Raw genomic sequence first — 14417 nt, 5'->3', positions numbered from 1 at the left:
TAGATTCTTACTCTTTATACCAGTTTACTTTACGGGTAGAATACATTAGTGCTGCCAGAAGAACAAATAATCCGATGCTTCCTGCCAGCAATGCAAACGATTCAAGTTGTAACAGGATAAAAATAAAGAGGTAACAGCCTGCTAATCCTAAGCAGGTACCCAGTTGATTTTTGAATTCCGACATAAAACTACGTGTGTAAAAGAATACGAGTATAATTACTGCTAGAGCTGCAACCAGGTACGCCAGGTTAAAACCGAGATGTTCGGAAATGGATAACAGCAGTAAATAGAAAATGCTGATTGCCGATCCAACCATAATGTACTGAAACGGGTGAATGCGTTGCTTCGATAACACCTCGAACATAAAGAATACCACAAAAGTGATGATAATAATAAGTATGGCGTATTTGGCACTTCGTATATTCTTTTGGTAATGGTCGGCAAGACTTACCATTTCAACACCGAATTTTGAGTTTTCAATATCGTTTTGGTTAAGCGAGTTGTTGGTGCTTACCCATTGTTGCGGATAGTTGCGGTTAAAATGCAACACGCTCCAGTCGGCCTGAAATCCTTTGTCGTCCACATTGCGATCTGCGGGCAGGTAGTTACCTGTAAAACCGGGATCGTTCCAGGTCGATTCCAGATGAACAGTGGTTTGTTCGCCCAGTGGCGTGAACATCAGGTTTTGACTGCCTTTTAGTTGTAGCTTAATCGAAAATGCCCCGTTCAGGTCGTTTGCATATAGCTCTTTCAACGGAATGGAAACGCCACTGTGTCCGATCGGGGATGAGACTTTTCCTGGAGAAAATGTGTGGGGTTTATCGTTCCAATTCAATTCCAAACCTTTATTGATTCCTCTTAGGTCGCTAATCGAAAGTTGTAGTTGTGCATCGTCCCAGATGATATCTGCAGGTTCGATGTTTAGTTTTCCGAGGTCGATGTCCGCAAAATTCCCGGCAATGGTTAATTCTGCTTCGTAAACATCAACATTGTAAATGCTGCGTTTTAATTCTTTAGGTTGCAGTGTTCCGTTAACCGACAATTCTTTAGGCAGAAAAGTAGCGTAACGTGTCACTTCGTTGTAATTTTCTTCCTCCTCGTTGTAAATTTTCTTTTTAAACGGTACAAATAGGACTGGGCCACTGATGAGTTGTTCGTTCGACCATTTGCTCATCACTTCGTTTACAACCTGCACCGAGCTGATCTGGCGTTCGCCAATCAGGTCGAGTATCATTACTTTAGGTATCAGCAGAATAATAATTAGCATCCCGATCACTAAAAGTTTAAATGATAGAGTTCTGTGGAAACTGATTCCCAGGCGGTCTAAAATGGTTTCTTGTTTTTCCATGATTTAATTGTTTTAAAAGTACTTTGAAATACAAAGTAAGTAGATAAAAAAATTTATTTATTCAGTATATTCTGATTGTTTATTAAATCTTCCAATGCTTTTAAATGCTGCTCAAAAGCCTTGCTGCCACTTGTGGTAACAGCGTAAGTAGTGTTGGGTTTTTTGCCTACAAAGGTTTTATTCACCGAGATGAATTTTTCCTTTTCCAAGGCTTTAATGTGGCTGGCCAGGTTGCCATCGGTTAATTCTAACAAATCTTTTAATTCGTTAAAACTCAGACGCGAATTCACCATTAAGGCCGCCATAACCCCCAGTCTCACTTTGTTTTCAAAGGCCTTATTCAGATTTTGAATCGGATTCTTCACGCTTATGAATTTTTGTTTTCACGATTTAAAAACATGAACCCGTATATAATGTGAACGATTCCAAAACCGATAGCCCAAAAGTAGAGTCCGTAACCCGGAAATATTGCCGCAAACAGTCCTAAAACAATTTCAACCAATCCGAGGCTTAAAATTTCGGGGCGGGTATATTTTGCTGCATTTACCAAAGCGAGTCCGTAAAAAATGAGGAAACATGGACTTATTACACCGTAATAACCACGCAAAGCAAGAACTGTGGTTAGTATTCCGCCGGTTGCCAATGGGATAAGCAAGTTGATCAGTAGCAGTTTTGAGCCCGGTCCCCAAATGGGTTTTTGCTCCTTTTTAGCCTGCTTAACCGTTAAAACATAAATGGTGAAAAGCGACAGAACCAATACGGTAATCCCGATAACAAAAATGGAGGTGAGTACTTCGTTCAAGTTTTCCTGTGGTATGGTGTAGGGAAACTGATGTACGATTCGGTTGGCAAAAAATGCACCAATAAGCGCGTAGATGCCCACCAAAATTCCGGATAATCCGCTCAGTGAAAGGAAACGGCTTGAGCGCTCCATGATGTTGCGGATGTCTTTTAATTCGTTTAACAGCTTTTCTGAGTCATTCATTTTAAAAGTACTTTGAAATACAAAGTAAATAAATGTTTTCTTTAAATGAAAGTGTTTAATGAAATATTTATAGTGTGGGTCATTTTTTTCATACACTATTTAAACCAAAAATGTATTTAAAATTATGTTTGCCGGTTACGGCATATATTTTAATTTCGTTTTTTCTAAATCCTTCGATTAAACAAAACAAATGAAACATTTAACACGGGCCTTCGACGGCCAAAATCAGTGGTGGAAATTTTTGGTGGTTATCGCTATTGCATTGGTGGTTGGGCAAATTGTTGGTGCCATTCCGCTTATTGTTGTAATGGCAGTATCTATTGCTAAAAATGGGGGACAGGTGCCTGCACCGGATAATGCAATGGACCTATCTTCTTACGGAATTGATCCGAACCTAGGGCTGGCACTTATGATTCTGCCATTTATTTTAACCTTGGTTTTAGGAATTGTATTGATCAAATCGTTTCATGAGCGAACAGCAAAAGATCTTGTAAACGGAGGACAAGCTTTCAGATGGAAGCGGTTTTGGCTGGGAGTTGGCGTTTGGGGATTGATAATGTTGGTATTATTTTTCGCACAGTTGTTGATTAGTCCCGACGAACTCGAGTTTCGTTTTCAGCCGGAATTGTTTATCCCCCTGGTTTTTGTTGCAGTACTTTTAATTCCCATTCAATCGGGTACCGAAGAATTTATCTTTAGAGGTTACCTGGCACAGGGAGTTGCAGGATGGACCAAACGTGTGTGGGCGGCTATTCTTATTCCTTCGGTTTTGTTTGCGCTGATGCATGCCGCCAACCCGGAAGTAAAGGAACATGGATTTTGGATGATGATGCCATCGTATTTTGTTTTTGGTTTGGCCTTCGCAATAACAGCCGTGCTTGATGACGGTATTGAACTGGCAATTGGCATTCACGCTATTAATAATACTTTGGGGGCAATATTGGTCACCAGTAAAGAATCAGCGCTTCAAACTCCCTCATTATTTTTTCAGCAAGAAACTGATCCTGTGAGTGAATCCATTGTTTTGGTTCTTTCCTCGGTAATCATGCTGATAATATTTAAACTGATTTTGAAATGGGATTTTTCGATTATCTGGAAGAAGATAGAACCGCCTGCAACGATTGATGAGGTGTAATAAATAAAAAAACCTTCAGGAGTTTTCCTGAAGGTTTTTTTATGTCGTAATGTATAACTGCTTAGTTCTTTGCAATCCACTCAGCGACCCAGTCGCCAACTGCCGATGTACTTTGTGCTGGTCCTTCGGCAATGTCTTCGGTTACAAATCCTTCAGCCATTGATGCAGCAACTGCTTCGCGAATCAATTTACCTTCTACTTTCAGGTCGAAAGCATATTCGAACATCATTGCAGCCGAAAGGATTGTAGCAATCGGGTTAGCAATGTTTTTACCTGCTGCCTGCGGGTACGAACCATGAATTGGCTCAAATACCGAAGTATGTATACCAACTGATGCAGAAGGTAACAATCCAAGCGATCCGGTGATTACACTGGCTTCGTCGGTAAGGATATCGCCAAACATATTTTCGGTAACCATAACATCGAAGTTCTTTGGCCACTGAATAATTTGCATCGCAGCATTATCAACAAACATATATTCTGTTTTGATGTCAGGATAATTCGGAGCCATTTCCTGCGCTACTTCACGCCACAAACGAGAGCTTTCCAATACGTTGGCTTTGTCAACCACAGTAAGCTTCTTGTTGCGTTTGGCAGCAAATTCGTATCCCAGTTTTAAAATACGCTCAACTTCTTCACGTGTGTAAATACACGTATCATATGCAGTATTTCCATCGTCTTTGCGGCCTTTGTCGCCAAAGTACATTCCTCCGGTTAACTCACGGATACAAACAAAATCAGCACCTTCAACCAACTCGCGGCGAAGTGGCGATTTGTGCAACAGTGATTCAAAAGTTTCTACCGGGCGAATGTTGGCATACAATCCCAGTTTTTTACGCATGGCCAGCAAACCCTGCTCAGGACGAACCGGAGCTTTTGGATTGTTGTCGAATTTTGGGTCGCCAATAGCGCCAAAAAGTACGGCATCCGATTTCATACACAGTTCGTGTGTCTCTTCCGGATACGGATCTCCAACAGTGTCGATGGCAATAGCACCTGTCAGTGCTTCGGTGTATTCTAATTCGTGATTAAATTTAGTTGCAACAGCTTTCACTGCTTTCATAGCCTGATCAACAATCTCAGGTCCGATCCCGTCACCGGGCAATAATGCAATGTTCAGTTTCATTTTTTTATTAATTATCGGACATATACAAGTGTACGTCCGAGGTCGTTTTTATTTTTCGTTTTTTAATTCTTCCAGTTTTGCGGCATCAAACTCATTTTCCAGCACATTCAACATCCTTGTAGTGGCCAAAATTGCGGCTGCATTTTGGTCGGGATGTAAACCTTTGGTTTTAAATTCGTGATCGTTGTTGCGCCAGGTAATAACCGTTTCAACCAGGGCATTGGTGTTTCCGCCCGGAGGAATGGTTACCACATAGTCGACTAATATCGGGAATGTTTTGTCGAGGCGTTTATAAATTTTTCCTAATGACTTTACAAAAGCATCGTATTGTCCGTCACCGTCGCTGTATTCTTCGTAAACTTTTCCATCAATTTCCAACGAAACATTGGCCATCGGACGCAATCCCATAGTGTAACTGATGGAGTAATTTACCACTTTTACCCGTTGCTCAAAAAGTTCGTTTTCCAACACATCGGCAACAATATATGGAAGTTCGTCACTGGTGATGGTCTCTTTCTGGTCGGCCAGTTCGATAACCTTGTCTGTCACCTTTTTCAGTGACTCTTTGTCTAACTCAATACCAAGGTCTTCAAGGTTCTTTTTGATATTGGCTTTGCCCGAAGTTTTCCCCAGAGCGTACTGGCGTGTACGGCCAAAACGTTCAGGAAGTAAGTCGTTAAAATAAAGGTTGTTTTTGCTGTCGCCATCAGCATGAATTCCACTACACTGTGTAAATACAAATTCGCCGATCAACGGTTTGTTGGTTGGAATACGAATTCCTGAAAATGACTCTACCAGTTTCGAAACCTTGTTTAACTGGGCTTCGTTCACCCGGGTTTTCATTTGCAGGTGATCTTTAATCGTGGCAATTACACTCGAGAGTGGTGCATTCCCGGCACGTTCTCCCAAACCATTAACGGTTGTGTGTACACAACGGATTCCGGCTTTCATCGCATGAAAAACGTTGGCAATGGCCAAATCGTAGTCGTTGTGTGCATGAAAATCGAATTCAACATCTGGAAAGCTTTCGATCATTTCGTGACAGAAATCGTAAGTCTCGTCCGGATCAAGGATTCCCAGCGTATCGGGAAGCATAAAACGCTCCACCTTTTCGTCTTTCAGGCTCGATATCATAAAGTGCACGTAGTCTTTCGAACTGCGCATGCCGTTCGACCAGTCTTCAAGGTAAATGTTCACCCTGATCCCCATTTCGTCGGCATAGTTCAGCACCTGCTTAATGTCGGTCACGTGTTGTTCCGGCGTTTTTCGTAACTGCTCGGTAACGTGTTTGTACGATCCTTTGCACAAGAGGTTAATTACTTTTCCTCCGGCTTTGGCAATCCATTCCAGCGAAATTTTTCCATCAACAAATCCAAGGACCTCAACTTTATCGAGGTGCCCTTTTTGTGCCGCCCAATTCATCACCTTCTGAGTACCTTTGAATTCTCCTTCAGATACCCGTGCAGAGGCTATTTCAATGCGGTCTACCATCACATCCTCAAGCAACACCTTGGCCACACTTAGTTTTTCCCCGTCGCTGAACGACACCCCGGAGGTTTGTTCGCCATCGCGCAGGGTAGTATCCATAATGGTCAGGAGTTTTCCTGAAATTTCTACTGCTTTGCCTGTCATTTTTGTCTGTCTGTTTATGTAGAGAGGGTCCCACTTCCGGTGAAACCCTCCATATAATTACGCCTGTTCAAATTCTGCTATTTGCTCCTTCATTTCAACCAGGTAGTCGATATCATCCAATCCGTTTTGCAAACAATGTTTTTTGTACGGATTAATCTCGAAATCAGAAGATTCTCCAGTAGCAGTTATGGTGAATTTCTGATTGGAAAGATCGACTTCGAAAGTTGAATCTGCATCTTTTTCAATCTGAGCAAAGATTTGCTCAAGGAACTCTGGTGAAACAACAACCGGTAGGAGGCCGTTGTTCAACGCATTTCCTTTAAAAATGTCGGCGAAAAAGCTTGAAACAACTACACGGAAACCATAATCGTAGATGGCCCATGCAGCGTGTTCGCGGCTCGATCCACTACCAAAGTTTTTGCCGCCAACCAGGATTTTACCGGAATAGGTGCTGTTGTTCAACGGGAAATCAGCTTTTGGACTTCCATCGTTTTCATAGCGCCAGTCGCGGAAAAGGTTGTCGCCAAATCCTTTACGTTCTACAGCTTTCAGGAAACGAGCTGGAATAATCTGGTCGGTATCTACATTTTCGATTGGCAGTGGTACTGCCGAAGTATTTATTATTGAAAATTTATCGTATGCCATTTTTTACAATTTTTGCAGAGTGCTAAGAGCAGAGTGCTTAGCGATTTTTCTCGCTTCGCTCTGTGCGCTTTGCGCTGTGCGGTTCTACATCATTTCTCTAGGATCTGTAATAACTCCTGAAACTGCGGCAGCGGCTGCTGTAAGCGGGCTGGCAAGCAAGGTGCGAGCACCCGGTCCCTGGCGACCTTCAAAGTTTCTGTTCGAAGTTGAAACAGAATATTTACCAGTTGGAATTTTGTCGTCGTTCATTGCTAAACATGCCGAACATCCCGGTTGACGCAATTGGAAACCTGCTTCCTCTAAAATTGGAACAAGTCCTTCAGCTTCAATCTGGTTTTGTACCTGTTTTGATCCCGGTACCAACCAGGCAGTTACGTTGTCGGCTTTTTTCTTTCCTTTTACAAAAGAGGCAAATTCGCGGAAATCTTCAATACGGCCGTTGGTACAGCTTCCAAGAAATACAAAATCAACCGGCTTGCCTTTCATGGCATCGCCTTCGTTGTATCCCATGTATTGCAACGATTTCTGGTAAGTTGTTTTGTCCGTTCCTTCCATTCCTTCTGAAGTTGGAATAGTCTGCGAAACGCCAATTCCCATTCCCGGGTTTGTTCCGTAAGTGATCATCGGTTCAATGTCGGCAGCATCAAATGTGTATTCAGTATCGAAAACAGCATCTTCGTCAGATTTTAACTCCGCCCATTTTTCCATGGTTTTGTCCCACTCTTCACCTTTTGGAGCGAACTGACGACCTTTTACATAGTTGAAAGTTGTTTCGTCCGGAGCGATCATACCACCACGGGCACCACTTTCAATACTCAGGTTACAAAGTGTCATGCGTCCTTCCATCGACAGGCTGGTGATTGCCGAACCTGCATACTCGATAAAGTGACCCGTACCACCACTGGTTGAAATTTTAGAGATGATGTACAATGCGATATCTTTTGCAGTTACACCTTTATCTAAAGTTCCGTTAACGGTGATGCGCATTTTCTTTGGTTTAGGCTGCATAATACACTGGCTGGCCAAAACCATTTCCACCTCGCTGGTACCAATACCAAAAGCAATGGCTCCAAAAGCTCCGTGCGTAGACGTGTGGCTGTCGCCACAAACGATGGTCATTCCCGGCTGGGTTAAACCCATTTCAGGGCCGATAATGTGCACCACGCCGTGTCCTTCAGTTCCCAATCCGTGATAAACGATACCGTTCTCATCGCAGTTCTTTTTCAGCATGTCAACCTGGTTGCGCGAAAGCTCGTCTTTAATCGACATGTGCTGGTTGATTGTTGGAACGTTATGGTCGGGAGTAGCAGTGGTCTGATCCGGACGATATACTTTTAATCCGCGGTTTTTCAATCCTAAGAAGGCAACCGGACTCGTTACTTCGTGAATAAAGTGACGGTCGATATATAATACATTTGGGCCGCCTTCAACTTGCTTCACCACGTGTGCATCCCAAATTTTATCAAATAATGTTTTTGCTGTCATGATTTCTTTCCATTTAGTATATGGATTCAACTTTTATTCTCTTTAACACTCATCCCCCTGCTCCTTCGTCGCCTTCCCCCTTCGAAGGGGGATAGAGGGGGATGAACTGTCTTTATCATTTGTTCTTAGTCTAATTTATTCTCCTACAGGCAATTTATTTATTGCATCAAGGAAAGCTTCAACTGCCGCAGTAATAATGTCGGTGTGTGCACCAAATCCGTGGTAGATTGATTGATCGTACTCTACCTGCATATGTACTTTTCCAATATCGTCGCTTCCTCGGGTAATGGCCTGTACAAGAAACTCCTCGATGATTACCTGGCGGTGGATGATTTTTTTCACCGCTTTAATCGCTGCATCAACCGGTCCGTTTCCGGAAGTTGTTGCATCGAATTTTTCTCCTGCAATATTCAATCGAACCGAAGCCATCGGTTTTAATCCTTTTCCGGTAACTACCTGCAGGTAGTCCAATTTAATTCGGTGCTCTTTGCGTGTTGCATCGCCAACCAATAACGCGATATCGTCATCACGGATGTCTTTTTTCTTGTCGGCCAATTTCAAGAACTCTTCGTAAACCTCGTCCAGTTTTTCTTTATCCAACTCGAAACCTAACAATTCCAAACGGTGTTTCAGTGCGGCGCGTCCACTTCGTGCAGTCAATAAAATCGCCGATTCGTTGATACCCACTTCAACCGGATCCATGATCTCGTAATTCTCGCGGTTTTTCAATACACCATCCTGGTGAATTCCCGATGAGTGTGCAAACGCATTACGACCAACCACTGCTTTGTTTGGCTGAACAGGCATATTCATCAATGTTGAAACCAAGCGGCTGGTTCCGAAAATTTTCTTGGTATTTACACCGGTTTCAATTCCCAGCGATTTGTAATGTGTTTTTAATGTCATTACCACTTCCTCTAAAGAAGTGTTACCGGCACGTTCACCAATTCCGTTAATAGTAACCTCTGCCTGGCGAGCTCCATTCAGAATTCCTGAGATAGTGTTGGCAGTTGCCATTCCCAAATCGTTATGACAGTGTGTTGAAATGATCGCTTTGTGAATGTTTGGTACGTTGTCCATCAGGTATTTGATTTTTGCACCAAATTCGTGTGGTAAAGTGTAACCGGTAGTATCAGGAATATTTACGACTGTTGCACCGGCTTTAATTACTGCCTCTATTACGCGGGCCAGGTACTCGTTCTCGGTACGACCTGCATCTTCGGCATAAAACTCTACATCTTCAACGTATTTTTTTGCGTATTTCACTGCCTCAACACCACGCTCGATAATTGCATCGGGATTAGAGTTGAGTTTGTGGTAAATATGAAAATCAGATGTTCCTATTCCGGTGTGGATACGACCTTTTTTGGCGTATTTGAGTGATTCGGCTGCAACATCAATATCTTTTTGTACTGCGCGGGTTAAGGCTGTAATTGTTGGCCATGTAACCGCTTTCGAAATCTCTACTACCGATTCAAAATCGCCGGGGCTCGAAATAGGGAATCCTGCTTCAATAACATCAACTCCCAATTCCTGCAATGCTTTGGCAACTTCAATCTTTTCTACCGTGTTCAACTGGCAACCCGGGACCTGTTCTCCGTCTCTCAAAGTTGTGTCGAAAATGTAAAGTCTGTCGCTCATGATCTATTTGTTTTTCAATTTTTATTTTGCTGTCTAATCAAGTTTCTTTTTCAAATCATAAAGCTCAGTTTCGAGCTTTCTTGTACTAAAAAAGCCATCCTCAAATTGAGAATGGCTTCTTTAATCCAATATCGTTAATCAACACACCATTCTCATTTCTTTCTTGTTAGAAGAAGAATACCAATAATGAGGCTAAGAAGAGAAATGTTGATATTTTTTGTCATTTGCTTATGATTTCCTGCAAATATGAAAATATTATTTTAAAATGAAAATGAAATGGGGCTTTTTTATTAAAAAAAGAAGAATAATACTGAAATGTCTGTAATGCGTTAACATTGAAGTAACTTTATTTGAAGGCAAAAGGAAAAAGTAGAAAGGTAAAAGTGAAAGGCAAAAGTTGGTGTCATCTCGATCCGTCAGTGGACGGAGAGAGATCTGTTACTGGATACTGGATGTTGGATTTAGTACAGTCTCAATAAACAGTATCGAATATCTAATACCTAATGACCAATGACTATTGACCAGTTACTTTTTCTTCTTCTTCAGTCACCTCTTTCTTTTCAGGTCGCCAGAAAATATCGTCTTTGGAGAGAGGACGTAGTTTGATTTTCCATTCGAATCCGGGTAGCGTTTTTTCGCTTTCATCCAGTTTCAAAATTGGTTTTAACTGTCCTTCGGGTTGTTTTTGAAAAGCGATCGCATCAATTTTTCCTTCTTTAAAACGGATACCAATATTGCTGCTTTCTGCTCTGTTCAATCCAATAACGGCTTCTTTGTCGCGGGCATAATACAGGGTTTGCCCGTTACCGTCAACATCAATATTTCGTAGTTTGCCATTAACGATGTAACCGGTCATGTTTTTGCCTTTTATCTGATCGTACCGCCCCGAATCCTGCTTCGAAATAATAAAACTATTTTTTTTCAGGTGCATTTCGTTGGGAGCAGTGGTGTGCTGAATCATTTCGATGTAGTCGGCACTAAGCTGGTGTTGTTCGCTCCAGATAACCGGATTACGGTGCAGTTGAACCAACGAATCTTTAGTGAAATACATCAGCGAATCGCAGAGCCCCTGTATGTCGTTTCTGAAAAAACGTACTCCGTAGTAGGCCATCACCAGGTTTTCTCCATCAATGGTGTCGGGAATACTTTTTAATGTGTCGGCATGTAAAAAGAGGCTGTCGGTTTCGTTGTATGTAATAAATACAGCCGAGTCGGTGGCAATCGCCGTTTCCTTTTCTTCGTTATAAATAACCTTGTTTCCCTGAATTATAGTGCGATTTTCAAAGTCTTCGATAAACACATCTCCTATAGCCAAGCCATCGCCATTTTCTTTGTTGTAACTTATTTGTTTGGCTTTTATCGACTGGGTGTCGTTATAAACCATTGGATGCAGATTAAGATCGGCCTCGCCGGTTTGTGTGTTGTACCAGCCATCTTCGGCATAAAGTGTATTTACCGAGTCGCGAATTGTAGTTGGCCCCTTAAAAAAGATCACTTCGGTTTGTGTGTTGTAACGAAGATCTTCACTGTCGATAGTGTACTTGTCGGAAAAACCTACTACACTGTCGGTGAAATGTGCTTCATTATCGTCGAGGAAGTACTGTCCCACTTTACTTGTAAGTGTGTTGGTGCTGTCAACGATCTTTCCGCCACAATCATAGTAACCAACGTTTAAGTTCATGTCGTAATCCAGCGTGTCGGTGTAAAGAGTAATTTCCGGATTTACCAGCTTTACATTCTTTATGGCCTGCGCGAAACTGCGGTCGCCATCGTAATAAACTTTGCGGGCATACAGATGTAGCGTGTCGCCCTGATTAATATGTACATTGCCAAAAGCATCCACCCGGTTCGAGCCTTCGTAAGTATAGGCACTGTCGCAATACATCATTATTCCTTCGTGCTTGATAATAACATCGTTTACAAGGCGCTGCGCATTGGCAATACTCTGGCTTTGTACAAGTGATTCGGCCTGTATAATTTCCACCTGTTTCTTCTCTTGGGCTGCAGCTTTTTCTGTTGTAAGAAAAAGAACAGATAGAAGAAGGAGCGAGGTTAAAATGCGCAATCGAGCGCTAGTATTAAAACGATAAAAAGACATTAAAGCAATTTGTCGATGATTTCGTCGATTGAAATATTTTCAGCTTCGGCTTTGTAGTTTTTGATAATCCGGTGTCTCAGAATTGATGGTGCAACGGCTTTTACATCCTCAATGTCGGGCGAGTACTTACCATGCAACGCTGCATGAGTTTTAGCTCCCAACACAAGGTATTGAGATGCACGTGGCCCGGCACCCCATTTCAGGTACTGGTTCGAAATCTCTGCCGCATTTTCATTCTCCGGACGGGTTTTAGCCGCCAATGTAACTGCATAACGCAATACGTTGTCGTTTACCGGAATTTTACGAATCAGGTCCTGATAGTACAGGATTTCCTTACCCGAAATTACCGGCTTTAACTCGGTATTTTGTATGGTGGTTGTATTTTTTACAATCGTAATTTCGTCTTCCAGTTTTGGATAATCGAGCCACACCGAAAACATAAAACGGTCGAGCTGCGCTTCGGGCAGAGGATAAGTTCCTTCCTGCTCAATCGGGTTTTGCGTAGCCAGTACAAAAAACGGTTTGTCCAGCTCAAAATGCTGACCAGAAGCAGTAACTGATTGTTCCTGCATAGCTTCCAACAGCGCCGATTGAGTTTTTGGCGGTGTACGGTTAATCTCGTCGGCCAGAATAATGTTGGCAAACAAAGGTCCTTGTATGAATTTGAAGTTACGTTCGTTGTCGAGAATTTCAGTACCGATAATATCTGATGGCATCAGGTCGGGAGTAAACTGAATACGGTTGTATTTTAATCCCAGAATTTTGGCAATGGTAGTTACCAGCAAGGTTTTTGCCAGTCCGGGTACACCGATCAGCAAAACATGCCCACGGCTGAACAGCGAGATCAGAACCTGAGTTACAATCTCATCCTGCCCATAAATTACGGTGGTTATCTCTTTCTTCAGGTCTTCGTATTTGGCCCGAAGTGCATCTAAGGCTTCAACGTCGTTCTTAAAATTCATAAATAAAATTTGTGGGTTATTTTATCCAGTTGTCAAAATCGAAGTTACAGTTGGCGTAAGTTCTGTCGATACGGATATAGGTTTGCGACTGACGTTCAGCAATCCACTCCTTCAATACCGTTTCTTTCTTTTTGGCCAGGTACATATCGGAAAGTGTTTGGTAGTCGTCCTGAAGATTGGCTTTATGTGAATCGATTTTTTTCAGCAGCTTAATAATTTTGTAAATCTCCTGCTGGTTTTCCGCATCGATGGTCTCGAAAGGCCTTGAAATTTCATTCAGGTTCATTGCGGTAATTACTTTACTTACATCGGCATCAACTTCTTCAATTGAAAATTTCGACGACATGGTGTTTCCGTTGATTGCAATACCACCATTGTTCCTGGTATTTTTATCGTACGAGAACATTTGTGCTGCCTGGTCGAATGCAATTTCATCCTTACGAATCAGGTTGGCCAAACTGTCCAATCGTTCGTAAGCTTCTTCTTTTGCTTCTACCGAAACTTTTGGTTTCATCAGAATATGACGTGTGTTTACTTTTCCTCCTTGTTTGTCAACCAACTGAATGATGTGGTATCCAAACGCACTTTTTACCACGTTCGAAACCTTGTCGCCTTTCAGGTTGAACGCTGCGGCTGCATAAGCCGGATCAAGTTGTGCGCGGCCTGAGTAACCGATAACACCACCATCTTTTGCTGATGGGCCTTCAGAGTAAATTACTGCCATTGCAGCGAAGCTCGAACCGTTCTCGATACGTTTTTTAATCTCACGTAATTTGGCTTTTACACGGTTTTCTTCCTCAAGGTCGATCTGTGGCTGAACAGTAATTTGTGCATACTCGTATTGTGTAGGAATGGTAGGTATTTCTTCGGGAGCAAGGTTACGGTAATTGTAACGCACCTCGGATGGAGTTACCGTTACATTCTCTACAATTTTTGAGCGCATTTGCTGACTTAACAACTGCTCGCGAATAGCTTCCTGCATATCGGCTTTAATACTTGCAATAGGTTTGTTGAAATAGGTTTCAACGGCTTTTTCGTTACCAAAATGTTGCAGGTACATCTGCAGCTGGGCATCCATTTGCTGGTTTACCTGGCTTGGTGTAACTGTAATTAAGGTATCCAGCTCGGCCTCTGCAACCAATAGTTTGTTGATTAGAAAATCTTCCAGTATCTCGCACTTCATATCGCCTTCAGAGGTAATTCCCTGAGCCTGATTATTGATGTGCATGGTTTCGATATCGGATTTCAAGATAATGTTACCACCAACCACGGCTACGATTTGGTCGATAACTTTATCCTGAGCATTTGCTCCGGTAAGTACCGCCAGCAAAAGCATCAATGTTACAAAAGTTCTAGTCAT

The 14417-nt window shown here is 42.3% G+C and carries 12 protein-coding genes; 1 reads left to right on the top strand and 11 read right to left on the bottom strand.

Annotated features, from left to right (window positions below; genetic code table 11):
- Positions 1-7 precede the first annotated feature (7 nt).
- The 3 genes from creD to SLH46_RS14430 are packed head-to-tail and all read right to left on the bottom strand — an operon-like array spanning position 8 to position 2333.
- On the bottom strand, positions 8-1348 hold the full coding sequence (gene creD / locus SLH46_RS14440) for a cell envelope integrity protein CreD (RefSeq protein WP_320281914.1): 1341 nt from the start codon (positions 1346-1348) through the stop codon (positions 8-10).
- Positions 1349-1401: 53 nt separating this feature from the next.
- Positions 1402-1713: a winged helix-turn-helix domain-containing protein gene (locus tag SLH46_RS14435; protein ID WP_297093168.1), complete on the bottom strand. Its 312-nt coding sequence runs from the start codon at positions 1711-1713 to the stop codon at positions 1402-1404.
- A gap of 2 nt (positions 1714-1715) precedes the next feature.
- Entirely contained in the window at positions 1716-2333 is a 618-nt protein-coding gene (locus SLH46_RS14430) for a hypothetical protein (protein ID WP_320281913.1), read from the bottom strand.
- Positions 2334-2523: 190 nt separating this feature from the next.
- Between SLH46_RS14430 and SLH46_RS14425 the strand changes: the two genes are divergently transcribed.
- On the top strand, positions 2524-3468 hold the full coding sequence (locus SLH46_RS14425) for a CPBP family intramembrane glutamic endopeptidase (protein ID WP_320281912.1): 945 nt from the start codon (positions 2524-2526) through the stop codon (positions 3466-3468).
- Positions 3469-3529: 61 nt separating this feature from the next.
- Here SLH46_RS14425 and leuB read toward each other — a convergent pair whose 3' ends face one another.
- From leuB to SLH46_RS14385, 8 genes are all read right to left on the bottom strand, one after another.
- Complete coding sequence (gene leuB, locus SLH46_RS14420; RefSeq protein ID WP_320281911.1) at positions 3530-4594, bottom strand: 3-isopropylmalate dehydrogenase; 1065 nt, start codon at positions 4592-4594, stop codon at positions 3530-3532.
- 48 nt (positions 4595-4642) lie between these two features.
- Positions 4643-6226 carry an alpha-isopropylmalate synthase regulatory domain-containing protein gene (locus SLH46_RS14415; protein ID WP_320281910.1) on the bottom strand — a complete coding sequence of 528 codons (1584 nt, stop codon included), beginning with the start codon at positions 6224-6226 and terminating at the stop codon, positions 4643-4645.
- A gap of 57 nt (positions 6227-6283) precedes the next feature.
- Entirely contained in the window at positions 6284-6871 is a 588-nt protein-coding gene (leuD, locus tag SLH46_RS14410) for a 3-isopropylmalate dehydratase small subunit (RefSeq protein WP_320281909.1), read from the bottom strand.
- An 84-nt stretch (positions 6872-6955) separates the two neighbouring features.
- Positions 6956-8356, bottom strand: a complete 1401-nt coding sequence (gene leuC / locus SLH46_RS14405) for a 3-isopropylmalate dehydratase large subunit (protein WP_320281908.1) — start codon at positions 8354-8356, stop codon at positions 6956-6958.
- A 135-nt stretch (positions 8357-8491) separates the two neighbouring features.
- Positions 8492-9997 carry a 2-isopropylmalate synthase gene (locus SLH46_RS14400; protein WP_320281907.1) on the bottom strand — a complete coding sequence of 502 codons (1506 nt, stop codon included), beginning with the start codon at positions 9995-9997 and terminating at the stop codon, positions 8492-8494.
- Positions 9998-10511: 514 nt separating this feature from the next.
- Positions 10512-11981, bottom strand: a complete 1470-nt coding sequence (locus SLH46_RS14395; RefSeq protein WP_320281906.1) for an OstA-like protein — start codon at positions 11979-11981, stop codon at positions 10512-10514.
- A gap of 113 nt (positions 11982-12094) precedes the next feature.
- Complete coding sequence (locus SLH46_RS14390; RefSeq protein WP_320281905.1) at positions 12095-13057, bottom strand: AAA family ATPase; 963 nt, start codon at positions 13055-13057, stop codon at positions 12095-12097.
- 16 nt (positions 13058-13073) lie between these two features.
- Positions 13074-14417 (bottom strand): peptidylprolyl isomerase, encoded by a 1344-nt coding sequence (locus SLH46_RS14385; RefSeq protein ID WP_320281904.1) that lies wholly within the window; start codon positions 14415-14417, stop codon positions 13074-13076.

This window comes from Draconibacterium sp. IB214405, from assembly GCF_033963885.1.
Lineage (GTDB): Bacteria > Bacteroidota > Bacteroidia > Bacteroidales > Prolixibacteraceae > Draconibacterium.
Note: the sequence above shows the minus strand (reverse complement) of the source record. Positions and strands in the feature narration are given on the sequence as shown.

Coding starts and splice junctions, on each gene's coding strand:
- SLH46_RS14425 (WP_320281912.1), top strand. CDS start 2,524: ATGAAACATTTAACACGGGCCTTCGACGGCCAAAATCAGTGGTGGAAA.
- SLH46_RS14415 (WP_320281910.1), bottom strand. CDS start 6,226: ATGACAGGCAAAGCAGTAGAAATTTCAGGAAAACTCCTGACCATTATG.
- creD (WP_320281914.1), bottom strand. CDS start 1,348: ATGGAAAAACAAGAAACCATTTTAGACCGCCTGGGAATCAGTTTCCAC.
- SLH46_RS14430 (WP_320281913.1), bottom strand. CDS start 2,333: ATGAATGACTCAGAAAAGCTGTTAAACGAATTAAAAGACATCCGCAAC.
- leuB (WP_320281911.1), bottom strand. CDS start 4,594: ATGAAACTGAACATTGCATTATTGCCCGGTGACGGGATCGGACCTGAG.
- leuC (WP_320281908.1), bottom strand. CDS start 8,356: ATGACAGCAAAAACATTATTTGATAAAATTTGGGATGCACACGTGGTG.
- SLH46_RS14400 (WP_320281907.1), bottom strand. CDS start 9,997: ATGAGCGACAGACTTTACATTTTCGACACAACTTTGAGAGACGGAGAA.
- SLH46_RS14385 (WP_320281904.1), bottom strand. CDS start 14,417: ATGACTAGAACTTTTGTAACATTGATGCTTTTGCTGGCGGTACTTACC.
- leuD (WP_320281909.1), bottom strand. CDS start 6,871: ATGGCATACGATAAATTTTCAATAATAAATACTTCGGCAGTACCACTG.
- SLH46_RS14390 (WP_320281905.1), bottom strand. CDS start 13,057: ATGAATTTTAAGAACGACGTTGAAGCCTTAGATGCACTTCGGGCCAAA.